21 protein-coding genes are annotated in these 24203 nt (G+C 62.8%); 13 read left to right on the top strand and 8 right to left on the bottom strand.

All coding sequences use genetic code 11. The annotated features are described in order from the left end of the window. Positions 1-5: 5 nt before the first annotated feature. From ACLEJW_RS15325 to ACLEJW_RS15300, 6 genes are all read right to left on the bottom strand, one after another. Positions 6-1082, bottom strand: a complete 1077-nt coding sequence (locus ACLEJW_RS15325; protein ID WP_313298207.1) for a fimbrial protein — start codon at positions 1080-1082, stop codon at positions 6-8. After that, the gene (locus tag ACLEJW_RS15320) at positions 1079-3604 is read right to left on the bottom strand and encodes a fimbria/pilus outer membrane usher protein (protein WP_313298210.1); all 2526 of its coding nucleotides are present in this window, start codon (positions 3602-3604) and stop codon (positions 1079-1081) included. Before ACLEJW_RS15320 ends, ACLEJW_RS15325 begins: the two co-directional genes overlap by 4 nt. Positions 3605-3638: 34 nt before the next feature. Further along, positions 3639-4391, bottom strand: a complete 753-nt coding sequence (locus tag ACLEJW_RS15315) for a fimbrial biogenesis chaperone (protein ID WP_440777842.1) — start codon at positions 4389-4391, stop codon at positions 3639-3641. Positions 4392-4472: 81 nt separating this feature from the next. After that, entirely contained in the window at positions 4473-5012 is a 540-nt protein-coding gene (locus tag ACLEJW_RS15310) for a fimbrial protein (protein WP_313298215.1), read from the bottom strand. Between the two features lie 229 nt (positions 5013-5241). Next, the gene (locus tag ACLEJW_RS15305; protein WP_145193089.1) at positions 5242-5649 is read right to left on the bottom strand and encodes a PA2817 family protein; all 408 of its coding nucleotides are present in this window, start codon (positions 5647-5649) and stop codon (positions 5242-5244) included. A gap of 68 nt (positions 5650-5717) precedes the next feature. Further along, positions 5718-8165 (bottom strand): acyl-CoA dehydrogenase, encoded by a 2448-nt coding sequence (locus tag ACLEJW_RS15300; protein WP_440777841.1) that lies wholly within the window; start codon positions 8163-8165, stop codon positions 5718-5720. A 204-nt stretch (positions 8166-8369) separates the two neighbouring features. Here ACLEJW_RS15300 and ACLEJW_RS15295 point away from each other — a divergent pair, with 204 nt between their 5' ends. The 3 genes from ACLEJW_RS15295 (at position 8370) to ACLEJW_RS15285 (ending at position 10844) form a co-directional block, all read left to right on the top strand. After that, a complete protein-coding gene (locus ACLEJW_RS15295; protein ID WP_313298223.1) occupies positions 8370-8993 on the top strand; it encodes a glutathione S-transferase in 624 nt (207 codons plus the stop codon). 142 nt (positions 8994-9135) lie between these two features. Next, the gene (locus tag ACLEJW_RS15290; RefSeq protein ID WP_145193095.1) at positions 9136-10068 is read left to right on the top strand and encodes an ABC transporter ATP-binding protein; all 933 of its coding nucleotides are present in this window, start codon (positions 9136-9138) and stop codon (positions 10066-10068) included. Then, positions 10065-10844: an ABC transporter permease gene (locus tag ACLEJW_RS15285; protein ID WP_145193097.1), complete on the top strand. Its 780-nt coding sequence runs from the start codon at positions 10065-10067 to the stop codon at positions 10842-10844. Before ACLEJW_RS15290 ends, ACLEJW_RS15285 begins: the two co-directional genes overlap by 4 nt. Here the strand turns inward: ACLEJW_RS15285 and ACLEJW_RS15280 are convergent. After that, positions 10728-11354 carry a DUF2062 domain-containing protein gene (locus ACLEJW_RS15280; protein WP_313459835.1) on the bottom strand — a complete coding sequence of 209 codons (627 nt, stop codon included), beginning with the start codon at positions 11352-11354 and terminating at the stop codon, positions 10728-10730. The two genes, ACLEJW_RS15285 and ACLEJW_RS15280, sit on opposite strands and share 117 nt — an antisense overlap. A gap of 141 nt (positions 11355-11495) precedes the next feature. Here ACLEJW_RS15280 and ACLEJW_RS15275 point away from each other — a divergent pair, with 141 nt between their 5' ends. From ACLEJW_RS15275 to murB, 8 genes are all read left to right on the top strand, one after another. Beyond that, positions 11496-13703, top strand: a complete 2208-nt coding sequence (locus ACLEJW_RS15275) for a DNA internalization-related competence protein ComEC/Rec2 (protein WP_440777840.1) — start codon at positions 11496-11498, stop codon at positions 13701-13703. A gap of 115 nt (positions 13704-13818) precedes the next feature. Beyond that, complete coding sequence (locus ACLEJW_RS15270; protein ID WP_145193104.1) at positions 13819-14454, top strand: MotA/TolQ/ExbB proton channel family protein; 636 nt, start codon at positions 13819-13821, stop codon at positions 14452-14454. Further along, a complete protein-coding gene (locus ACLEJW_RS15265) occupies positions 14451-14885 on the top strand; it encodes an ExbD/TolR family protein (protein WP_145193106.1) in 435 nt (144 codons plus the stop codon). The genes ACLEJW_RS15270 and ACLEJW_RS15265 overlap by 4 nt, the downstream gene beginning before the upstream one ends. After that, positions 14885-15886 carry a tetraacyldisaccharide 4'-kinase gene (gene lpxK / locus ACLEJW_RS15260; RefSeq protein WP_145193107.1) on the top strand — a complete coding sequence of 334 codons (1002 nt, stop codon included), beginning with the start codon at positions 14885-14887 and terminating at the stop codon, positions 15884-15886. The genes ACLEJW_RS15265 and lpxK overlap by 1 nt, the downstream gene beginning before the upstream one ends. A 53-nt stretch (positions 15887-15939) precedes the next feature. Then, positions 15940-16125 carry a Trm112 family protein gene (locus ACLEJW_RS15255; protein WP_003247142.1) on the top strand — a complete coding sequence of 62 codons (186 nt, stop codon included), beginning with the start codon at positions 15940-15942 and terminating at the stop codon, positions 16123-16125. Beyond that, on the top strand, positions 16122-16886 hold the full coding sequence (gene kdsB / locus ACLEJW_RS15250; protein WP_313459842.1) for a 3-deoxy-manno-octulosonate cytidylyltransferase: 765 nt from the start codon (positions 16122-16124) through the stop codon (positions 16884-16886). The genes ACLEJW_RS15255 and kdsB overlap by 4 nt, the downstream gene beginning before the upstream one ends. Next, positions 16886-17350, top strand: coding sequence for a low molecular weight protein-tyrosine-phosphatase (locus tag ACLEJW_RS15245; RefSeq protein WP_313298243.1), 465 nt, complete (start codon positions 16886-16888; stop codon positions 17348-17350). Before kdsB ends, ACLEJW_RS15245 begins: the two co-directional genes overlap by 1 nt. After that, complete coding sequence (murB, locus tag ACLEJW_RS15240; protein ID WP_313459844.1) at positions 17347-18366, top strand: UDP-N-acetylmuramate dehydrogenase; 1020 nt, start codon at positions 17347-17349, stop codon at positions 18364-18366. The genes ACLEJW_RS15245 and murB overlap by 4 nt, the downstream gene beginning before the upstream one ends. 109 nt (positions 18367-18475) lie before the next feature. On the opposite strand, the gene rne is transcribed toward murB, so the two are convergent. Further along, on the bottom strand, positions 18476-21778 hold the full coding sequence (gene rne, locus ACLEJW_RS15235; protein WP_440777839.1) for a ribonuclease E: 3303 nt from the start codon (positions 21776-21778) through the stop codon (positions 18476-18478). 799 nt (positions 21779-22577) lie between these two features. Here rne and rluC point away from each other — a divergent pair. Next, the gene (gene rluC / locus ACLEJW_RS15230; RefSeq protein WP_440777838.1) at positions 22578-23534 is read left to right on the top strand and encodes a 23S rRNA pseudouridine(955/2504/2580) synthase RluC; all 957 of its coding nucleotides are present in this window, start codon (positions 22578-22580) and stop codon (positions 23532-23534) included. After that, on the top strand, positions 23524-24189 hold the full coding sequence (locus ACLEJW_RS15225; RefSeq protein ID WP_145193118.1) for an HAD family hydrolase: 666 nt from the start codon (positions 23524-23526) through the stop codon (positions 24187-24189). The genes rluC and ACLEJW_RS15225 overlap by 11 nt, the downstream gene beginning before the upstream one ends. Positions 24190-24203 lie beyond the last annotated feature (14 nt).

The following is a 24203-nucleotide window of genomic DNA, read 5'->3' as shown; positions in this document are numbered from 1 at the left end:
TCAGCTCAGCGATAGCGTACGGTGAAGTTCAGTGCGCCATTCGCCTTGCCTGCTTTGACGCGGTGCTCGGTTTGAATGTAGTGGGCCTTGAGCTTCATCACGGTGGTGCCATTGCTCAAGGCGACCATCGATTGCTCCTTGTCCAGTGGCATCGGGGTTCCGTCTTCCTTCAGTAGCTGAATGCCGACCCCTTGGGCATCGGAATCAGTGGTCAAGCCAAGTACGCCTTGATCCCCTGGACCGATGGGCGTTGAGCCGTTCTTGCCGGTGAGCTCCAGCGTGGCGACGGCGTTCTGGTCCGGATCGGTCTGGCAGGCCGACAAGGTGATCTGGAAGGCAGCCGGTGTGGTCGTGAAACCTGGGCCGGTAAACGCCGATTGCTCCCACTCACCCAGGTCGACAGGATTAGGCATGACCGCATCGTGGCCAATGCTGCACTGAGACTGGATAACGGTCCCGCGCAGGCGGTACCTCAAGGCCAACCCTATGTTGTTGAAGTCCAGATGACCCGTGAACATCTCGGCATCCACATGATGGATGCCAGGGGGCAGCTCGCCGGTTTTCACCAGCGTCACGAAATGGTACATGCCGTACAGTTCGAAATGGCTAAAGTAATGCCGTTCCTTTCGCTGTGCCACGAACGGTACATAGGTCGAGCCAGCCACCGGCAAGAAGTCCGAAGTGCCATCCCCACTGAAGGGGGACTCGAGCCGCAGGACTGCACCGATACCGGGTACGTTGGTGGGGATGATCGGGTTGCTGGTTGCGCTGTGCCCCAGCACGATAGGTGGACGGCTGGCGTTCAGCGTGAAGGTCATCACCACATCGCCTTCGTTACGGCACTGAAGCTTGTATCGCTCGTTGTTGACGATGGGCACACCCTTGTCTGGCGGGCCGATGAAGTCCCCCACCCTGGCGTTCAGTGGAACGTAGCGGGTACCGAGGTTGTATTCCATGGTCATCGGCGAAGAACCTGGTAGCCACCGGCAGTAGCTTTGTGGGTCCGCATCGGCCAGGGCCTGGCTCATCGGTCCGGCAAGGCACAGCAAAGCGGCCAGGACGCTGCGTGGAAATAGGGTCATGTCGCTTCCTCGAAAGCTGGCTGGCTGCAGGTCAAGTCCTGCAGGTAGTAGCCTTGGTTGAGCTGCAGGGCTGCAGGATCCAGTTCGACCTGGCATTGTTGGTCGCCGCGCTTGCCCCACCTCAAGGTCAAGGTCTGGGCACGCAAGGTGGTTTCCATGGCCGCTTGCCCCGCCTGGCCGATCAAACCAAGTTGTTCACCCTTGGTATCGAGTACCAAGGCACCGAAAGGTAGCGGGCTGCCGTCGGCATGACGCAGGGTAAGGACCAGGCGGGTAATGGTGCGGGCGTCGAATGTGCTTTTGACGATCGCCCCACGGCGCGGTATGACCCGAGCAGTACCGTTGTCGATTTGCACGTCTGGGCCGAGGGTGTCGGTTTGCAATAACAACGTGTTGTAACGATAGGGTTGCAAGGACGGCACGATGGTATAGCCCCGCGCATTGGTCGTGGCGCTTGCGCTGTTCTGCACCCCCACACCTGCAACGCCGGGTACTTCGACAAGTCCGGCGGTGTCGCCAATCCATGTGCCGAATTCGACGCCTTGCGCATGCCACAGCATCGCGCCGCTGGCATTGAGCGAGACGCTGCGATAGTCGGTACCTTGGCTGATGCCGGTGCCGACACTGCCGTACGCCCCTTGGTAACCCAGCGCGAGCGCGCCGCTGCGCTGGTGGCGTTCATTCTGGCTCAGGCTCGCGTTGTAGCTCAGTTGGCCATCATCGGCGGTGCCACTCAGGCCAGCCCGCTGGCTATAGCCCTGGCGCTGTTTCTGCCAATCCAATGTGGCATTTGCGGAGCGCCCGAAGTCCAGGGGCATGGACACGCTCAAGCCGAACTGACGATCGCTGCCATAGTTGTCGGTCAGCGATTGAGAGGCGAACAGGTTGTAGGTGAGCCCGGCGTGGTAGGTGCTGAAACTCAGTTGGTACTGACGCTGGGTGCTATTGCGTTGCCAGTAGTCCTGCTGTGAAAAGCTCAGGTTCAGGCTGTGCCGCTGGCCCAGGCGCTGATACACCGATGCCTCGAGGCGGCTGCGGCGGCTGCCCTGGAAATTGCCAGGTTGGCTGCGCTGGCGCACGGCCTCGCTGAAGTCTCGGTAGCCTTGCGTGGAGTAACGGTAGCCGGCAAAACGCAGGTTGGTACCGAAGTCGAACGATTTGCCATATTTGAAGGCATAGCTCTGGCCCTGGGCCTCGGTCTGGTCGGCCGCATCGATCTGGCTGTCGGCGTGGGTCATATCCAGCGCAACCGCTCCCAGGTTGCCCAGGTTCTTGCCGATACCAAGGTTCGCTGCCCGGTAGTGATCGCTGAGCATCAAGCCGCCGTATAGCGTCAGGTCCCACTCCATGCCTGTGCTGAACGTGGCCTGTGCCAGCATCGGCTTGTCGTGACGCGCCGCCGGGTTGTAGCGGCCGATGGTCGCGTTGTAGCGCCATACGCCGGGGCGTAGCAGGTTGCCCAGTGAGGCGTAGGGTTGTACGAATCGGCGTACCTGGCCATCGGCTTCGGTCACCACCACTTCGAGCTCACCGTTGCCGGCGACATTGAGGTCATCGATGGCGTACGGGCCAGGACTTACGTAGGTGGAGTAGATCGGATAGCCGTTTTGCCACACCTCGAGCTTGGCACGTGTTTGCGCCACGCCGCGGATGACCGGTGCATAGCCCTGCTGGGTATCTGTCAGCATGCCCATGTCCGAGGCCACCTGTAGACCGGTGATGGGAACGCCGCTGAAGATATCGCTGTCGGTGAAGCTTTCGCCAATTGTGAGGTTGGCACGCGTGCCGGGCAGGTCGCGCTGGGCGTAGGTGCGGGTGCGCGTCCAGCTACGGTTGCCGTCGCTGTCCTGCCTCCAGGATTGGTTGGTGCGCAGGCGCCAGTCCCCCAGATTGATCCCACTGTCCAGATAAAGGTCGTCGTTGCTGTGATGGCCCTGCTGGCGATGGTGCATCCGCAATGTCGAAACGGTGTAATTGATGAAGGCAGCATTGATACCGCTGTCCCAGCGGGACGGGTCGCTGCTACCGTCAGCGGCGCGGCGCATGGCAATCTGCGGGATCGAGATAGCCAGGCGCAGGCGCTCCGGCTTGAAGTCAAGCTGAGCGCCGGGCACGGCTCGCGGCAGTTGCAGGCAGGTTTTCTGCACGGCTTCGCCGTCCTGCAGCGCCTCGAGACGTAATCCCCACTCAGCGAGCAGGGTTGGCGCCAGGCAAGGCTGGAGCTTGCCTTCACTGTCCGCATGAAAATCCAGGGTATGCCGGCCGACAGGTTCCAGGTTGACCAGTACGGTTACGTCATAACGGCCAGGTGGCAGGGCCGATTGTTGCAACAGCTTCAAGGCCTGTTCACCGGCACCGATGGCTCGGCCAGGCATGGTGCGCAGAAAGCCTGCATCGAATGCCACTTCTTGAGCGGCGGTGTGCAGGGGGATGGCCATCAACCCGGCCACAGCATAAGCCAGACGCCATGAAGCGGTGTGCTTGCTGCAGATCAAGAGCAAGCGCTTTGAAGAGAAAGGCATGTGTCGACTCCTTGCTTTGCGACGATGCCGGGCATCAGTGAGTCGTGGCGATGGGCTGGGTGAGGGGTTCGGTATGGCCGCCGAAGTCATTGATCACGGAAAACCGCACTGTCGAATCGGCGCTCAGAGGCGTTCCCGCCAGCGCATGATCGTGCTCGGAAAGTGGTGCCACCATGGGGGGAGCGTCGAGCTTGTACGTCTGCCCCTGCGTGGAGGCTGCCAGGCCAATGAAGGTGATGTAGAACGGCGAAGGGTTATGAATGCGTAGCCACTTTTCGCCTTGCTTTTGCACCACCGAGAACCTCAGGGTTTGCAACTGCTCAATCGGCGTGCCCTTTAACTGAGCCGGCCGATAGAACAACTTGATTCGCGTGCGCAGGGCGATATTGAGCTGGTTTCCAGGCTGCTCGCTGACGTTGGGTATCTCCTGCATGTTGAAAAAGAACAGCGATTCGCGGTCTTGCGGCAACGTGTTGGGCAGGCTGTTTATCTGCACAAGCTGCTCGCTGGTGGGTACGATGCTGAACAAGGGCGGGGTGATGATGAAGGGAACCGGGGTGGTCTCATCGTCGGCCTCGGTATTGATCCAGGCCTGCACGGCGTAACGACTGGTCGAAGGGTTCTTTACAACGACCGAAGTGCTGCGTTTGTCGCTGTCAAATACAATGCGCGTGTTGTTGAGTGTCAGTGCGCAGTGGCCTGTAAGGGGGGCAGTCAATAGGATTGCTGCCAGGCAAGCGCGCACAACAGCGCGCGCTGGCGCGATCGCGCAACGTGAATTATTCATATAGAAAGTCCATGGAGTCCGGGCGTACTGCATACGCCCGGATGTACCGGCAAATCGCTAAGGCAGGAGTGCTACCGGTATTTAAAGATAATCAACGGTGTAACGTACGTGGGCCGAAGCGGGGCCCGCAGTCACGGTGGCGGCAGTAGAGATATAGGCGGCGCGGAACTTGAGGTCGGTTGCGCCAGTGCTGTTCAGGTCGTAGTCAGTCGATTTGCCACCTGGTGCAATGGAGGCGTTGGTGATATCCCGGATCACGATCGACACGCCCTTCGCGGCGCCCACTACCGGCGCGACTGCAAAGTAATTACCGGAACCATCGGGATCACCCTCGAAGGTGACATTGGCTTGGTCTTCAGTAATGTTGCAGCTGGCCTTGTCGGGAATGCGCACGGCAAACGTCGGTCCGTTGACTTCCTTACCGGCAGCGGTGAAATGGCCTTGTGGAACTTCACCCATAGCCAGGCGATTATCGACGCTGCCGTCTTCTGGATTGACAATTTCGATGGGGCACGTTTCCGGAGTAATGCGGCCCTCGAAAAACACCGAGCTTGCAAATGCCGAACTTCCAATCAGACCGGACAGCAGGCCGATTGTCACTGCGATTACAGACTTTTTCATGGCTGAACCTGATGAGTTGATAAGTATCATTGCGAGTCAGATAGACGCGGTTTTCACGTTATATGAAGACACGTTTATTGTTCTCGGCGCTCATTCTAGGTAGGGGTGCAATGCGGAGCTGTAGGAATAAGTTACACAGTGAACGGGATAAGCATTTTACATTTTGTTGAGTGGCGGGGTATAGGCGCAAGTCACAAGCGCCCCTCTGCTGCGGGGCGCTTGCTCGGTGTCAGTGCTGCTGCTGGGTCGCCAGGCTGAGCTGTTGCTTGGCTTGCTGCCAATCGAACGCTTCGCCAGCCTGCTCGGCCTCATGACGCAGCTCTTCCAGGCGCTGGTACAGGTCCAGTTCGTCGTCTGGCATGAAGTGCAGGCAATCGCCAGCGAAGAACCAGAGCAGGTCACGTGGCACCAAATGAGCGATTTGCGGATAACGCTGGATTACCTGGCAAATCAGATCCTGGCCCAGGTATTGGCTTTCCAGCGGCGCCTGCGGCAACAGCGTCAACAGTTCGTCGAAGCGTTCGAGGAACAGGGCGTGGCTTTCTTCCGGCACTTGCTCCGCCTCGCCCAGCGCCACCAGGATGGTGCGCAGGTGCTGAAGCAGTAGCAGGTGATATTCCAGGTTGGGGTTGGCCATGGAATGGGTCCTCGGTATGGCTGAAACGGGGTGCGGAGTATACGCCGCACCCCGTCGCTAGCGAAGGGTCAGCGTACCTTGCCAGGTTCGCCGAGCAACTGCGCCTTATCGAAGGCATCGACATCGATCACCTTCCTTCGCGCTTGCTCGGCCGCATGCAGCCGCTGGGCATCGCCGGGTTGCAGCACACCTGCCTCGACTGCGGCGTCGATGCTGGGCTGGCCGGGTGCTGGCTGGACTTTGCCTTCCTTGATGGCCTGGTGCAGGGCCTTGCTCAGCGTAGCGGTGTCGGCGAGCAGGTCGCTGGCCCGCTGCAGTGCTGCGACAGGGTCGCTTTCTGAAGCAGGGCGGTAGCAACCGCTTAGCAATTCCTCCAGCGCAGGATCTCCTTTGCTGCGGCCAATCAGTGCCGCGACTTCGGCATCCAGTTCATCGCTCGGCCCGGTATGGCGGCGGCCGAAGGGGAACACCAACACGCGCAACGCGCAACCGACGAAGCGGTTGGGGAAGTTGTCCAGCAGCCGGTCCAGGGCTTTCTCCGCCTGGCCCAGGCTTTCTTCCATGGCCCAGCGTAGCAACGGTTGCATGTGCTCGGGCGAGCCGAGGTCGTGGTAACGCTTGAGCGCGGCGCTGGACAGGTACAGATAGCTCAGTACGTCACCCAGCCGCGCACTCAAGCGCTCGCGGCGTTTGAGGGCACCGCCCAGGAGCATCATCGACAGGTCCGCCAGCAAGGCAAAGGCTGCCGCCTGGCGGTTGAGCGCGCGGAAATAGCCTTGGCTCAGGGCATCGCCCGGTACGTGTTCCAAGCGCCCCAGTCCCAGGTTCAACACCAGCGTGCTCGCCGCGTTGCCAGCAGCGAACTTGATGTGCTTCATCAGCAGGCCGTCGAATTCGCGCAGCGCCTGGTCATGGTCTTCTCGACCGGCCAGGGCCATTTCCTTGAGCACGAACGGGTGGCAGCGGATAGCGCCCTGGCCGAAGATCATCAGGTTGCGCGAAAGGATATTCGCCCCCTCGACCGTGATGAAGATCGGCGCCCCTTGCCAGTTGCGCCCCAGGTAGTTGTTCGGGCCCATGATGATGGCCTTGCCACCGTGCACGTCCATGGCGTGCTGGATGCATTCCCGACCACGCTCGGTCAGGTGATATTTGAGGATCGCCGAGAGCACCGATGGCTTCTCGCCCAGGTCCACCGCCTTGGCGGTCAGCAGGCGTGCGCTGTCCATCAGCCAGGCGTTGCCGCCAATGCGCGCCAGCGATTCCTGGATACCTTCGAAGGCGGCCAGCGGAACATTGAATTGCTCGCGGATGCTGGCGTACTGACCGGTGACCAGGCTGGTGTATTTGGCAGCACCCGTGCCCACGGCCGGCAAGGAGATCGAGCGGCCTACCGACAGGCAATTCATCAACATCATCCAACCCTTGCCGAGCATGGCCTGGCCGCCGATCAGGAAGTCCAGCGGTATGAACACATCCTTGCCACTGTTGGGGCCGTTCATGAACGCAGCGCCCAGCGGCAGGTGGCGTTTACCAATGTCGACACCGGGGGTATCGGTGGGGATCAGCGCCAGGCTGATGCCCAGCTCTTCTTCCTCGCCCAGCAGATGTTCCGGGTCGTAGGCTTTGAACGCCAGGCCCAGGAGGGTGGCGACCGGGCCGAGGGTGATGTAGCGCTTTTCCCAATTCAGGCGCAGGCCAAGCACTTCTTCGCCTTGCCATTGGCCCTTGCAGACCACCCCGGTGTCGGGCATGGCGCCGGCATCGGAGCCGGCCAGCGGGCCGGTTAGAGCGAAACAGGGGATGTCCTCGCCGCGCGCCAGGCGTGGTAGGTAGTGGTTGCGCTGCTCATCGGTACCATAATGCAACAGCAACTCGGCAGGGCCCAGGGAGTTGGGCACCATGACAGTGGAGGCCAGGTCGCCGCTGCGGGTGGCCAGCTTCATTGCCACCTGGGAGTGGGCGTAGGCAGAGAAGCCCTTGCCGCCGTATTCTTTTGGGATGATCAGGGCGAAGAAGCCGTTTTCCTTGATATGCGCCCAGGCCTCGGGCGGCAGGTCGAGATCCTGGCCGATCTGCCAGTCACTGACCATGGCGCACAGGGCTTCGGTCGGGCCGTCGATGAACGCCTGTTCTTCCTGGGTGAGCGTAGGCGCTGGGTAGCTGAGCAAAGTGCGCCAGTCGGGACGGCCACTGAACAGCTCGCCATCCCACCAGACGGTGCCGGCGTCGATCGCTTCGCGTTCTGTCTGCGACATTGGCGGAAGGGTGCGCTGGAACCACTTGAAGATAGGCGCCGTGAACACCTTGCGGCGCCATTGCGGCAGCGCGACGAGCGCAAGGTTGACCGCCAGCACCGCCCAGATCAGCGCCAGCAACCAGCCGGGGACGCTGCTGAAGATACCCATCAACAGCACGTAAGCGGCGACGATGCCCAGTATCTGCAGGGACGGCAGGCGCCGGTGCATCAGGTACGCCGTGCCGATCACCAGCACTACCAACCACAACAGCAACATAATCGGTCCTCCTTGGAACCAGGGGCTTGAGCCGTCCAGGACAGCTTAGTCGCAACACTGAGAACGGCAGGGTCAGAACAGTGACAGGGTGTGGCAGCAGGAGTTTCAGCTCGGCAGGGGACGTATCGGCCTGTTCGTGGGTCAGTACAGACAAGCAGGCGCTGGAGTAGACTGAGCCACCTGTTGACTGAAAAGGACGTTGTCATGCTGAAGATCTGGGGCCGCAAGAATTCGAGCAACGTGCGCAAGGCGTTGTGGATTGCCCACGAGCTGGGCCTGGATTTCCAGTCCATCGATGCCGGTGGCGCCTTTGGTGTGGTCGACGAGCCGCAGTACCGAGCCCTCAACCCCAACGGCCTGGTGCCAATGCTGCAAGAGGGTGACCTTACGCTGTGGGAGTCCAATGCCATCGTGCGCTACCTGTGCGCCCAATACGGCGCGGAGCAGGGCTGGTACCTGGAAGACCCACGCCAGCGAGCCCTGGCCGACAAGTGGATGGACTGGACCACATCGGCTTTCGCCGCGCCGTTTCGCCCGTTGTTCTGGGGGTTGTTGCGCACCCCGGAGGATCAACGTGACTGGGTCGCCATCAATGCTGCCCACAAGCAGTGCGCGCAACTGCTGGCCATCGCCGACCAGACGCTTGCCACGCAGCCTTACCTTTCCGGCGAACGCATCGGCATGGGGGACATACCGCTGGGCAGTTTCGTCTACGCCTGGTTCGAAATGCCAATCGAGCGCCCGCCGTTGTACCACCTCGAAGCCTGGTACCAGCGCCTCAAAGCGCGTCCCGCCTACCAACGCGCGGTGATGACGGCGCTAACCTGATCGAACACCACAGCGCTTCGATAGTCACTATCAACATCCTTGACTGTACTTGTGCGGCCTGCGCTTGCAACATGGCCGCATCTCATGCGCCAGTGCTGCACCTGGCGTGTCCCGCACCTTATTTTTCGGTAAGTGACCTGCTATGAGTTCTGCCCTGTCCATTCGACAGTTGACCAAGACCTACGGCAACGGCTTTCAAGCCCTCAAGGGCATCGACCTCGACGTTGCCGAAGGCGATTTCTTTGCATTGCTTGGCCCCAATGGTGCCGGCAAGTCCACCACCATCGGCATCCTCTCCACCCTGGTCAACAAGACCAGCGGCACGGTCAACGTGTTCGGCCACGACCTGGACCGTCAGCCGGCGGCGCTCAAGCGTTGCCTGGGCGTGGTGCCGCAGGAATTCAACTTCAATCAGTTCGAGAAGTGCTTCGACATCGTCGTCACCCAGGCCGGCTACTACGGCATCCCGGCGAGGATCGCCAAGGAGCGCGCCGAGCAGTATCTGACCCAGCTAGGTCTGTGGGACAAGCGTGATGTGCCTTCGCGCTCGCTGTCGGGGGGCATGAAGCGACGTTTGATGATCGCCCGGGCGTTGATCCACGAACCGCGCCTGTTGATTCTCGACGAGCCCACTGCCGGCGTGGACATCGAATTGCGCCGCTCGATGTGGAGCTTTCTGACCGAGCTGAACCAGAAGGGCATCACCATCATCCTCACCACCCATTACCTGGAAGAGGCTGAGCAGCTGTGCCGCAACATCGGCATCATCGACCATGGCACCATCGTCGAGAACACCAGCATGCGCCAGCTGCTGGGCAAGCTGCATGTCGAAACGTTCGTGCTCGACCTCAACCAGGACTTGGCCGCAGCGCCTGTGTTGCAGGGCTACCCGTGCCGGCTGCTGACGCCGCACACCCTTGAGGTGCAGGTGGACAAGGACATCGGCATTACCGCGCTGTTCGGTCAGTTGGCCCTGCAGAACATCGAGGTGCAAAGCCTGCGCAACAAGACCAACCGTCTCGAGGAGTTGTTCGTGTCCCTGGTAGAAAAAAACCTGTCGAAGGTGGCGGTATGAGTGTGGAACTGCGCACCAACTGGGTCGCCCTGAACACCATCGTCTACCGTGAAGTGCGACGTTTTCTACGCATCTGGCCGCAAACCTTGCTACCCCCGGCCATTACCATGGTCTTGTATTTCGTCATTTTCGGGAACCTGATCGGCCGGCAGATCGGTGACATGGGTGGCTTCACCTACATGCAGTACATTGTGCCGGGGCTGATCATGATGTCGGTGATTACCAACTCGTATGGCAACGTGGTGTCGAGCTTCTTTGGCAGCAAGTTCCAGCGCTCGATCGAAGAACTGATGGTCTCACCGGTCTCGCCGCACACCATTTTGATCGGCTATGCGTTGGGTGGCGTACTGCGTGGGCTGGCCGTCGGGGTGATCGTGACCATCCTGTCGATGTTCTTCACCGATTTGCAAGTGCATCACCTGGGCGTGACCGTGATCGTGGTGTTGCTGACGGCGACCATTTTCTCGTTGCTGGGCTTCGTCAATGCGGTGTTCGCGCGCAACTTCGACGATATCTCGATCATTCCGACCTTCGTGCTGACGCCGCTGACCTACCTGGGCGGAGTGTTCTACTCGATCAACTTGCTACCGCCTTTCTGGCAGACGGTGTCCCTGGCCAACCCGGTGCTGCACATGGTCAATTCGTTCCGCTACGGCATTCTAGGGGTGTCGGACATCAGTATCGGGACGGCGATCACCTTCATGCTGGTGGCTACCGCCGTGCTTTATCTGCTGTGCGTTCGCCTGCTGGTCAGTGGCCGCGGCATGCGCGCCTGATAGCCGTTGCTTGCGCCGGCGCCATTGCCGGCCAATCCACCAGCGCCAGTACAGCAGGGTGGTGAAGTAGGCGGCGACGCCCAACACCACCGCGCACACGATCGAGCCCAGCAGGAACGGCTGCCACATCGTGCCAAGCTGGTCGGTGATCCACTCGAACGTGAGCTCTTCGGGCAGGCTGCGCGGCGGTATCTGCATCAGCCAGGCGCCGGTCATGTAGGTCACGAAAAACACCGGCGGCATGGTCAGCGGGTTGGTCAGCCAGACCAGGCTGACCGCGATCGGCAGGTTGCCCCTTACCGGAATCGCCAATGCAGCGGCCAGCAGCATCTGCATGGGGATCGGAATCAACGCTGCGAACAAGCCCACGCCCATGGCCCGGGCCACTGAATGGCGATTGAGATGCCACAGGTTGGGGTCGTGCAGCAACGTGCCGAAAAAGCGTAAGGACTTGTGTTCCCGAATGCTGGTCGGATCCGGCATGAAGCGTTTGAAGAGTCGGCGCGGCATGTGGGCTCCCGGGGCGTTGATCGGGGAAGTATGCCCCGATTCCCGGACTCGCTCGTTTAGAGTTTGTGACAATTGTTGAGCAGGCTCATGCGGCTTTTCAGCTATGCCTGAGTCAGCGATGACGCAGTGGAGCTCTAATGCATGCGCACAGGGATGTTCGCCCTCGCACTCGGGTTGGTTGCCCCGGTGTTTCTACCCGCCTTGCCGTCGGTCGGATGGCTGCTGGCGCTGCTCGTGGCCGGCAGTCTGTGCTTGCCTAGCCGTTACTGGCCGATGGGCATCCTGTTGCTGGGTTTTTGCTGGGCCTGCTGGTCAGCCCAGCGGGCGCTGGATGATCGGCTACCTGCCACGCTGGACGGGCGAACCCTGTGGCTCGAGGGTCAGGTGGTGGGGCTGCCGACGCGTACCGCGCAAGGTGTGCGGTTCGAGCTGGCCCAACCCCATTCACGCCGCGCCGAGCTGCCGCAGCGCCTGCAATTGAGCTGGTTCGATGGCCCAACCCTGCACGCGGGCGAACGCTGGCGCCTGGCGGTCACGCTGCAGCGCCCGGCCGGCTTGCTGAACCCCCATGCTGCCGACCGAGAGGCCCAGTTGCTGGCCAGGCGAATTGGTGCCACCGGCACGGTGAAAGCGGGTCGGGTGCTGGCGGCGCTGCAGCCAGGTTGGCGCGGTGCACTGCGCGAACGCCTGCTTGCGGTGGACGCCTTCGGCCAGCAAGCGGCCTTGGTGGCGCTGATACTGGGTGACGGGGCAGGCCTGGGGCGTGAGCAATGGCAGGCGCTGCAGGCGACCGGCACGGTGCACTTGCTGGTGATCTCCGGGCAGCACATCGGCTTGGTGGCAGGCCTGCTCTACGCCCTGATCGCAGGGCTGGCCCGCTGGGGGCTGTGGCCTGGCCGCTGGCCTTGGCTGCCGTTTGCCTGCGTTATCGCGCTTGGCGCGGCACTGGGCTACGGCTGGCTGGCGGGGTGGGGGGTTCCGGTGCAGCGTGCTTGTCTGATGCTGGCGGTGGTACTGCTCTGGCGCCTGCGTTTTCGCCAGCTTGGCGCAGGGTTCGCGCTGCTGCTGGCGTTCGATCTGGTGCTGCTGGCCGAGCCCCTGGCTGCGCTGCTACCAGGCTTCTGGCTGTCATTCTCAGCGGTGGCGGTGCTGATCTATTGTTTCGCTGCACGGCTGGGCGCCTGGCGGCCCTGGCAAGCCTGGACGCGGGCGCAGTGGGTGATTGCCGTGGGGTTGTTGCCGGTGTTGCTGGCCACCGGTTTGCCGGTGAGCGTGAGCGCGCCGCTGGCCAACCTGTTGGCGGTGCCGTGGGTGAGCGTGGCCGTACTGCCGCTGGCCCTGCTCGGCACGCTGTTATTGCCCCTGGGCGGCGTTGGCGAAGCGTTGCTGTGGATCGCCGGTGGTCTGCTCGAGATCTTGTTTCGCCTGCTGACGTGGATCGCGCACTGGCGCCCGGCCTGGCAACCGCCGGCATTGCCGCTGTGGAGCTGGATCCTGGTAAGCCTGGGCACACTGTTGCTGCTAATGCCTCGCGGGGTGCCACTGCGGGCACCGGGCGGCGCGCTATTGCTGGCTTTGTGGGTGCCACGCGACATGCCACAGTTCGGTGAAGCGCAGGTCTGGCACCTGGATGTTGGGCAAGGACTGGCGGTGCTTTTGCGCACGCAGAATCACAGTCTGTTGTACGACGCAGGCCCCGTTAGAGGCGAAAAAGACCTCGGTGAGCGGGTCGTTCTGCCCACCTTGCGCAAGCTTGGCATCGACCAGCTCGACCTGCTGCTGGTCAGCCATGCCCACGCCGACCATGCCGGCGGCGCCCGGGCCATTGCCAGCGGTTTGCCGGTGCAGCAGGTGCTCGGTGGCGAAGTGCTCGACGATCTGCCGATGCAGCCGTGCCGCAGCGGTCAGCGTTGGACCTGGGACGGGGTGCACTTTTCGTTATGGCGCTGGGCCGATGCCCGCAGCAGTAACGACGGCTCCTGTGTGCTGCTGGTGGAGGCGCAGGGCGAGCGCCTGTTGTTGGCCGGCGATATGGAAGCCGCGGCGGAGCGGGCCTGGCTCGGTGCCCACGACGCGCAGCGCATCGACTGGCTGCAGGCGCCGCACCATGGCAGCCGCAGCTCTTCGACCGAAGCCTTCATCGCTGCCACGGCACCCCGTGGCGTGCTCATATCGCGCGGGCGCAACAACAGCTTCGGTCATCCGCATGCGCAGGTGCTGGAGCGGTACCGACAGCATGGGCTGGCAGTACACGATACGGCCAGGGAAGGGGCGTTGCGTCTGTTGTTGGGTGCCGGCCAGAATGTCGAGAGCGTACGCCAGCAGCGGCGCTTCTGGCGTACGCCGTGACGCTGTGGTCGCCCGCCAGTTGCGCCGGCGCAGTCACATTTCCCTGATCTCTGGCAGATGAGCGGGTGGCGCGCCTATGGTAGAGTGGCGGCCTTTTTGCGAGGGGGCGTTTACTGTGTGGGAATTGGTCAAGTCCGGCGGTTGGATGATGCTGCCGATCATTCTGAGCTCCATCGTCGCCCTGGCGATCGTCGTCGAACGCCTGTGGACCCTGCGTGCCAGTCGCGTCACCCCGCCGCACTTGCTGGGCCAGGTGTGGATGTGGATCAAGGACAAGCAACTCACCAGCGATAAACTCAAGTCACTGCGCGCCGATTCGCCGCTGGGCGAAATCCTGGCGGCGGGCCTTGCCAATTCCCGCCATGGTCGCGAGATCATGAAAGAGTGCATCGAAGAGGCCGCCTCGCGCGTCATCCACGAACTCGAGCGCTATATCAGCACCCTGGGCACCATCGCCGCCATGGCGCCGCTGCTCGGCCTGCTCGGCACGGTGCTGGGCATGATCGACATTTTCAGTGCGTTCATGGGCTCGCAGATGACCGCCAATGCCGCTGTGCTCGCCGGTGGTATATCCAAGGCACTGGTAACCACCGCCGCTGGCCTGATGGTCGGTATCCCCGCCGTGTTCTTTCACCGCTTCCTGCTGCGCCGCATCGACGAACTGGTGGTCGGCATGGAGCAGGAGGCGATCAAGCTGGTCGAAGTGATCCAGGGCGACCGTGAAGTGGAAGTCGCCGGAGGCAAGGTGTGAAGTTTCGGCGCAACCGCCAGCGCGAGAACGTCGACATCAACCTCGCCTCGCTGATCGACGTGGTGTTCGTCCTGCTGCTGTTCTTCGTGGTTACCACCACCTTCACGCGCGAAACCCAACTGCGGGTCGAACTGCCCGAAGCGACCAGCGCCGAGCAGCCGCCGGCCGACCAGGCCAAGCTGGTGGAAGTGACCATCAGCGCCGATGGCGTGTATTCGGTGAACAACCACCTGCTGCCCAAGAGTGACTTGGCGACCCTCAGTGAGGCTATCGAGCGCGAGTCCGGCGGCGACAACACCTTGCCGCTGGCCATCAGCGCCGACGGCAAGACCCCGCATCAGGCCGTGATCACCGCAATGGATGCCGCCGGCAAGCTCGGTTTCAGCCACTTGCGCATGACCACCGTCGAGGCCGCCCAGGGGAATCCGTGATGGCCTTGGCCGATCGCCTGCTTGCCGCCTGGTACGCCGGGCATCCCGCCCTGATGTTGCTGCGCCCGCTCGAAGCCGTGTACCGGCGTGTGGTCATGCGCAAGCGTGCGCGGTTTCTCAACGGCGAAAGCAGCAGTTACCGTGCGCCGGTGCCGGTGATCGTGGTAGGCAACATTACGGTTGGCGGCACTGGCAAGACGCCGATGATTCTCTGGCTGATCGAGCACTGCCGCCGACGAGGGCTGAAGGTGGGCGTGGTCAGCCGCGGCTACGGGGCCAAGCCGCCTCGCTACCCCTGGCGCGTCACGGCGCAGCAGCCAGCCGAGCAGGCCGGCGATGAACCGTTGCTGATCGTGCAGCGCACCGGCGTGCCGCTGATGATCGACCCTGACCGGGCAGCTGCGGTACGGGCACTGCTGGCCAGCGAGCCGCTGGACCTGATCCTGTGTGACGATGGCATGCAGCATTATCGCCTGGCGCGGGATCTCGAACTGGTGCTGATCGACGCCGCACGTGGGCTCGGCAATGGCCGTTGCCTCCCAGCCGGGCCACTACGCGAACCGCGCGAGCGCTTGGCCGAAGCGGATGCTGTGTTGTTCAACGGCGCCGACGGCGACTGTCCCGAGGGTTTCGGCCTGCGCCTGCAGCCCTCTGCCCTGGTCAATCTGCGCAGCGGCGAACGCCGCGACCTCGACTTCTTTCCGGCAGGCCAGCGCATGCACGCGGTCGCCGGGATCGGTAATCCACAGCGTTTCTTCAACACCCTGCAGGCGCTAGACTGGCAGCCGCTGGAACATCCGTTTGCCGACCATGCGCAATTCAACGCCCAGAGCCTGGCATTCAGCCCGGCACTGCCGCTGGTGATGACCGAAAAAGACGCGGTCAAATGCCGAGCCTTCGCGGCCGACGATTGGTGGTATCTGGCGGTCGAAGCTCAACCTACGCCTGCCTTTGGCGCCTGGTTCGATGGGCAGCTGCGACGCTTGCTGCGCACGGCCTGAGCGGCTTTGCGCGTTTTCATCATTTGCGGCCATTTGGCCTATAGGAAGTTCTCATGGACACCAAATTGCTCGATATCCTCGCTTGCCCGATCACCAAAGGCCCGCTCAAGCTCAGCGCCGACAAGACCGAGCTGATCAGCAAGGGTGCAGGCCTGGCCTACCCGATCCGTGACGGCATCCCGGTGATGCTGGAAAGCGAAGCACGGACCTTGACCGATGACGAGCGTCTGGACAAATGAGCGTCGATTTCACTGTGGTGATTCCGGCCCGACTGCGCTCCACGCGTCTGCCGGGCAAGCCGCTATTGGCCATCGCTGGCAAGCCCATGATCCAGCATGTATGGGAACAGGCGCGCAAGAGCGGCGCCAGTCGTGTGGTCATCGCCACCGATGACGCGAGTATCGTCGAGGCCTGCCAAGCATTTGGGGCCGAGGTGCTGATGACCCGTGCCGATCACGAGTCCGGCACCGACCGCCTGGCTGAAGTCGCGGCGCACCTGGGCCTGCCGGTCGAGGCCATCATCGTCAATGTGCAAGGTGACGAGCCGTTGATCCCGCCGGTGATCATCGATCAGGTAGCGGCCAACCTTGCCGCCCACCCGCAGGCCAGCATCGCTACCCTGGCCGAGCCGATCGAGCAACCGCAGACCGTGTTCAACCCCAACGCGGTGAAGGTAGTCAGTGACAAGAATGGCCTGGCCTTGAGCTTCAGTCGCGCGCCCTTGCCTTGGGCGCGCGATGCCTTCGCCACTAATCGCGACGTGCTGCCGCAAGGCGTACCGTACCGTCGTCACATCGGCATGTATGCCTACCGTGTCGGCTTCCTCCAGGACTTCGTCAGCTGGGGCCCATGCTGGCTCGAGCAAACCGAGGCGCTGGAGCAGCTGCGGGCCTTGTGGCATGGCGTGCGGATCCATGTCGAGGACGCGATAGAGGCGCCGGCAGTCGGTGTCGACACCCCTGAAGACCTGGAGCGCGTTCGGCGCTTGCTGGAGGCCTGATGCGCATTCTGTTCGTCTGCCTGGGTAATATCTGCCGCTCGCCGACCGCCGAAGCGGTGCTGCGTCATCAGCTGCAAGCTGCCGGCCTGGCTGATCACGTGCAGGTAGCTTCTGCCGGCACTGGTGACTGGCATGTCGGCAAAGCGCCCGACAGCCGCACCTGCAAGGCGGCGCTGGCGCGCGGCTACGATCTGTCGCAGCAGCGCGCCCAGCAGATCAAAGCCGCGCATTTTGCCGAATACGACCTGATCCTGGCGATGGATGAGAGCAACCTCAGTCATCTGCGCAGTTTGCGCCCACACGCTGCTGCAGGCGAGCTGGACCTGTTCCTGCGCCGCTTTGGCGCGGCAGTGGACGAAGTGCCCGACCCTTACTACGGTGGCAGCGAGGGCTTCGAGCAAGTCCTTGACCTGATCGAGGCGGCCTGCCGTGAGCTGGTCGTGGAAATCAAGGGGCGACTATGACGGCGGCTTGGCAGGAGCAGGTCTCGCTCAAGCCCTTCAATACCTTCGGTATCGGCGTCAACGCCCGCTACCTGGCCCAGCCCAGCAACGATCAGCAAGTGCGCGAGGCCCTGGCCGAGGCGCAACAGCGTGGGTTGGCAGTCCTGGTGATCGGTGGCGGCAGCAACCTGCTGTTGACCCGTGACATCGACGCATTGGTGCTGCACATGGCCAGTCGTGGCCGACGAGTGCTCAGCGATGATGGCGAGCAGGTGGTGGTCGAGGCCGAGGCCGGCGAGGCCTGGCATCCGTTCGTGCAATGGACGTTGGCCCAGGGCTTCTGCGGCCTTGAGAATCTCAGCCTGATTCCGGGCACGGTAGGCGCCGCGCCCATGCAGAATGTCGGCGCCTATGGCGTCGAGATCAAGGACATCTTCGCCGGCCTCACTGCGCTTGACCGCCAGACGGGTGAGCTGCGCGATTTCGATCTGCAGGCCTGTGCTTTTGGCTACCGCGATAGCGTTTTCAAGCGTAATCCGGGGCGCTGGTTGATCCTGCGCGTGCGCTTTGCCTTGAGTCATACGCTGCGAGCACACCTGGATTACGGTCCGGTGCGTCAGCGCCTGACGGAGCAGGGGGTTGATGAGCCGAGCGCCCAGGCGATCAGCGATGCCATTTGCAGTATCCGCCGCGAAAAACTGCCAGACCCTGCCGAGCTTGGCAATGCCGGGAGTTTCTTCAAGAACCCGGTGGTGTCGGCTGAATGCGCAGAGCAGATTCGCAGCCAACATCCGGGCCTTGTGGCCTATCCGCAGGCACAGGGCCAAGTCAAGCTCGCGGCGGGCTGGCTGATCGAGCAAGCGGGCTGGAAGGGTTATCGCGAGGGCGATGCTGGGGTGCATCGTTTGCAATCGTTGGTGCTGGTCAATTATGGCCAGGCGAGCGGGGCGCAGATGCACGCGCTGGCGCTGAAAATCCAGGCTGACGTGCAGCGACGTTTTGGCGTTGAGTTGGAGATGGAGCCCAACCTCTACTGAGTGTCTGGCCCGACATCGCACTGTAGTGTGGCCGCTTGTCTCTTGATACGCAGCCAAGAAAAAGCCCCGCCAGTTCGCACTGGCGGGGCTTTTCATTCAGGCCTGGCTATCAACCGTGCTGAGGCTTTTGCTCATCGGCGGTTTCCAGCACTGGCTCGGCAGCGGCTTGGGCGGCTTTGGCGGCCGCTTCGGCTTCCCGCTTGCGACGGCGCACTTCACGCGGATCGTTCGGCGCACGGCCATTGGGCAGCATGACAGTGGCGGCTTCGGCGGTCTCGACTACCGCCGGCGCCGGGGTTGGCTCAGCGATCACCGGGGCCGATTCGATAGCGACCGGTGCAGGTTCAGCGGTTGCCTCTGGCTGATGGTCGGCCGCAGGTTGCGATGCCTCGAAAGTCGGCGCTTGCTCAGCGGCTGCCTGTGGCTTTTCCGCTTCACCCGCCTCGACCACCGCAGCTTCTGCGACTGCAACCTGCTCATCGGCAGGCGCTTGAAGGGCCGGTACTTCAAGCTGCGCCGGGGTGGCGACTTCAGGCTCGGCAGCGACTGGCGCTTGGTCGGCAGCCGGCTGCGGCACGACTTCTACGACAGGCTTTTCATTGGCTTCGACGGCAGCGACCGGCTCGCTGACTGGCTGCTCGACCACTGGCGCGATGACGAACTCCTCGGTCTGGGCGACGACTTCGGTACGCTCGGTTGGCTGGGCAACCTCGCTGTCCTCGGTAGTGACCGCGACAGCGCTGGCGCGTTCGGCCTGCTGGTTGGCCTGGGCTTCGGCATCGGCGCTGATGTTGCTGCTCGCAACAGCGGCGGTGACCGCAAGACCTGCAGCGAGCTCTGCGCCAAGCTCTGTAGCCTGGTGCTGCTGCGCGGACTCCTCGCTGCCTTCTTCCTCGCTGCCTTCGATCAGATCACCGTTGGCATTGCGCTGGCGCTCACGACGATTGCTGCGACGACGCTGGCCACGCGAGCGGCGACGCGGACGCTCGCCATCGGCGCCTTCGAGCTCCTCCTGCAGCGCTTCTTCGTTCGGCAGTTGTTCCTCAGCAAGCTCGGCAGCCTGTTCGGCAACCTGCTCGGCTGGGCGTGGCTGGCGCTCGTCGCGCGCTGGACGAGGCTGACGCTCTTCGCGAGGCGTACGCTCTTCACGCGGAGCACGTTCTTCACGCGGGGCACGTTCCTCACGCGCTTCACGCGGGGCACGTTCTTCACGCGGCGCGCGCTCTTCACGTGGTGCACGTTCTTCACGCGTTTCACGCGGGGCACGTTCTTCACGCGGGGCACGTTCTTCGCGTGGTGCGCGCTCTTCACGGGCTACGCGTTCTTCGCGCGGCTGACGCTCCTCACGCTCGGTAGGGGTGACGTCCAGCGGCTCGCGCAGCTCACGTACACGCTCTTCGCCACGGTTGCCGCGACGGTCTTCGCGCGGCTGGCGTGGCGCACGCTCTTCCCGCGGGGCACGCTCTTCACGAGGGGCGCGTTCTTCGCGAGGCGCACGTTCTTCGCGTGGTTGGCGCTCTTCACGCGGGGCGCGCTCGGCGCGGTCTTCACGTGGCTTGCGCTCTTCATCGCGGCGGCCGTTGCGGTTGCGGCTTTGCTGGCGACCGTTGCGACGCTCCTCGTTGCGCTGCGGACGTTCGGCTGCTGGCTTCTCGGCAGCGGCGACCACGGGTGCAGCAGGTTCTTCCTTGCCGGCGAACAGGCTGACCAGCGACTTCACCAGGCCCTTGAACAGGCTTGGCTCAGGGGCGCTTGGTGCCGGCGCAGGCGCTGCAGCCGGCTGCGCTTCTTCGTTCGAGGTCGGGACCGGGGCGTTGGCCCGAGCCGGTGCCGTCTTCACCGCAGCCTCCTGGCGAACCAGGGTGCGGGTAGCGGTTGGCTGCGGGGCTTCTTCGGCCTCGGAGGCGGCGATTTCGTAGCTGGACTGGTTGTTCAGCACTTCCGGATTGTCGTCGCGCAGGCGCTGGACTTCGAAGTGCGGGGTTTCCAGGTGGTCGTTCGGCAGGATGATGATGCGGGCGCGGGTGCGCAGTTCGATCTTGGTGATCGAGTTGCGCTTCTCGTTGAGCAGGAACGCGGCAACCGGAATCGGCACCTGGGCGCGAACTTCGGCGGTGCGGTCCTTCAGCGCTTCTTCTTCGATCAGGCGCAGGATCGCCAGCGACAGCGATTCGACGTCACGGATGATGCCGGTGCCGGAGCAGCGCGGGCAGACGATGCCGCTGCTTTCGCCCAGCGAAGGACGCAGGCGCTGACGCGACATTTCCAGCAGGCCGAAGCGCGAAATGCGGCCAACTTGAACGCGGGCGCGGTCGGCTTCCAGGCATTCGCGGACACGTTCTTCCACGGCGCGCTGGTTCTTCGCCGGGGTCATGTCGATGAAGTCGATGACGATCAGGCCGCCAATGTCACGCAGGCGCAACTGGCGGGCGATTTCTTCGGCCGCTTCCAGGTTGGTCTGCAGTGCGGTTTCCTCGATGTCGCTGCCTTTGGTGGCGCGCGCCGAGTTAATGTCGATGGAAACCAGCGCCTCGGTCGGGTCGATCACGATCGAGCCGCCCGACGGCAGGTCGACCACGCGCTGGAAGGCGGTTTCGATCTGGCTTTCGATCTGGAAGCGGTTGAACAGCGGTACGCTGTCTTCGTACAGCTTGACCTTGCTGGCGTACTGCGGCATCACCTGGCGGATGAACGTCAGGGCTTCTTCCTGGGCATCGATGCTGTCGATCAGCACTTCGCCGATGTCCTGGCGCAGGTAGTCGCGGATGGCGCGGATGATGACGTTGCTTTCCTGGTAGATCAGGAAAGGCGCGGCGCGATCCTGGGACGCTTCCTTGATGGCGGTCCACAGTTGCAGCAGGTAGTCGAGGTCCCACTGCATTTCTTCGCTGCTGCGGCCCAGGCCTGCAGTGCGCACGATCAGGCCCATGTCGCCTGGAACGGTGAGGCCGTTCAGCGCTTCGCGCAGTTCGTTGCGTTCTTCGCCTTCGATGCGGCGGGAAATGCCACCGGCACGCGGGTTGTTGGGCATCAGCACCAGGTAGCGGCCAGCCAGGCTGATGAAGGTGGTCAGGGCCGCGCCTTTGTTGCCGCGCTCTTCCTTCTCGACCTGGACGATGACTTCCTGGCCTTCGCTCAGGACTTCCTTGATGTTGACCCGGCCTTCAGGGGCTTTCTTGAAGTATTCGCGGGAGATTTCCTTCAGCGGCAGAAAGCCGTGACGTTCGGAGCCGAAGTCGACGAAGGCGGCTTCGAGGCTGGGCTCGATCCGGGTGATCTTGCCTTTGTAGATGTTGGCCTTTTTCTGCTCACGCGCGCCGGACTCGATGTCCAGATCGTAGAGACGTTGGCCGTCCACCAGGGCTACACGCAACTCTTCGGGTTGAGTTGCGTTAATCAGCATTCTTTTCATGTTGTACCGTCGGTTTCCGGGCTGCCGGAAACGGCGTGCGGCACACACGACTTCTCATGGTCGGTGCCAAGGTGCGCAAAGGGTAGCCGGGGCCACCCCCGTGTCGAGCGACGTTCGGCACCAGCCGGTTGCCCAGCCTGCCGTTGTCGCGACGACGCGTCCTGTTTGCTGCGGTGCCTACCAGGCCCCGGTGGCTTCGAATGGGTATCCGAATCAACCAAGCGGGCCTGGTGCACTCAGTCAGGAGGAGGAATCAACCGTCAGCCGTGGACGCCCGGGGGCATCTGTTCAGGACCTTATCCGCTCGCCGGCATGTTAATGGGCCGGTGGCCGGACGCGGTGCTACACGGTCCGAGGGCTGTGCATCTCCACCCTGCACGTATCCCTGATAATTCGGGTGCTGCCGCGCGCTGAATCCGCAACGGGTTGCATTTTTCGCCAGCTCCGATTCCAGAGCTGACGCCATTACATGTCCAAGGCAGGTATTTCCGAAGTATTCGCCGGGCGGTGCCGGAAGCGACGGGGCGGGCAGAGGTGCAGCGAAAAGAATCGGGAAGCAGGTGAACAACCACACTTGTCGTTTTTTTTCGGTCTTCTCTACACAGCGCTGGTGGCGATTCCAGGCAATTCGGTAAACTGGCGAAAACCCCGTAGGACGGCCTCGCGTCCTGCAGAATTGCGTAGGTCAGGAACCGGCCAAGGGCCTGGTTTCACTGGCCTGCCGCTTATGGCGGCGTTCGCGACTATAGCAGTAATGATTAAGTGCTTCAATTCCATAAAAAATTGTTATGATCCCGCCATGACGACCAATACCCCTCCGACTTCCGGCGTTCAGCTGATCGAAGTCGCGCCGGAGCTTGCCGGCCAACGCATCGATAATTTCCTCATCACGGCGCTCAAGGGCGTGCCCAAGACTTTGGTGTACCGCATCCTGCGCAAGGGTGAAGTGCGGGTCAACAAGGGCCGCATCAAACCTGAGTACAAGCTGCAGGCCGGCGACATCGTGCGGGTGCCGCCGGTGCGGCTCCCTGAGCGCGACGAGCCGGCCCCGGTGGCCCAGGGCCTGTTGCAGCGCTTGGAAGCTGCCATCGTCTATGAAGACAAGGCGCTGATCGTGATGAACAAGCCGGCTGGCATTGCCGTTCACGGCGGCAGCGGCCTGAGCTTTGGTGTGATCGAGGCGCTGCGCCAGTTGCGCCCCGATGCCAAGGAGCTGGAGTTGGTCCACCGCCTGGACCGCGACACCTCCGGGCTGCTGATGATCGCCAAGAAGCGCAGCATGTTGCGCCACCTGCATGCCGCCTTGCGTGGCGATGGTGTCGACAAGCGCTACATGGCCTTGGTGCGCGGTCACTGGCCGACCGCCAAGAAGCAGGTCAATGCGCCGCTGCTCAAGAGCAACCTGCGCTCCGGCGAGCGCATGGTCGAGGTCAACGACGAAGGCAAGGAGGCGCTGACGATGTTCCGTGTGCTGCGCCGCTTTGGCGAGTTCGCCACCATCGTCGAGGCGCGACCGATCACCGGGCGCACCCACCAGATTCGCGTGCACACCTTGCACGCCGGTCACATGATCGCCGGTGACAGCAAGTACGGCGACGAGGACTTCAGTCGCGAAATTCGCGAGCTGGGCGGCAAGCGCCTGTTCCTGCATGCCTACGCCCTGACCGTGCCGCTGCCAGACGGCGGCGAGTTGAAAATCGAAGCGCGGGTCGACGACGTCTGGGCCAAGACGGTGGAGCGACTCAGTGCCTCGTGACTATGAACTGCTGATTTTCGATTGGGACGGTACCTTGGCCGACTCCATCGGCCGCATCGTCGAGTCCATGAACGTGGCTGCCGAGCGCGCCGGCGAGTCACCCAGTGATGAGCAGGCGGTCAAAGGCATCATCGGTCTGTCCCTGGATGAGGCGATCCTGACGCTGTATCCCCATCTCGAGCCGGCGCATGTCGGCAGTTTTCGCCAGCACTACGCAGAGGTCTACACCACGCTCGACCAGGATCCCTCGCCGCTGTTCGATGGCGTGGTCGAATCGCTCGATGCCTTTCGCGCCCAGGGCTATCGCCTGGCGGTGGCGACCGGCAAGGCCCGCCGTGGGCTGGATCGCGTGCTGAAGGCCAATGGCTGGGAGCAGTTTTTCGATATTACCCGCGCTGCGGATGAAACCCGTGGCAAACCGCATCCGTTGATGCTCGAAGAAATCCTCCGCCATTGCCGTGTCGAACCGGCGCAAGCGCTGATGGTCGGAGATTCGGCATTCGATCTGCAAATGGCCAGCAACGCCGGGATGCACTCGGTGGCGGTGGGCTATGGCGCCATGCCGCTGCAGGCGCTGGCCGAGTTCGGTCCGCAGGTGTGCATCGATCATTTTTCCCAGCTGCGCGAGTGGCTGGCTGGTTCAAGGCAGGTCTGAATCCAAGGTAGGTA

Origin of the sequence: Pseudomonas sp. SMSB3, from assembly GCF_052041965.1 — a bacterium.
In the GTDB taxonomy this organism is placed as follows: domain Bacteria; phylum Pseudomonadota; class Gammaproteobacteria; order Pseudomonadales; family Pseudomonadaceae; genus Aquipseudomonas.
The sequence above is the reverse complement of the archived record's forward strand: the minus strand, read 5'-3'. Positions and strand labels throughout refer to the sequence as shown.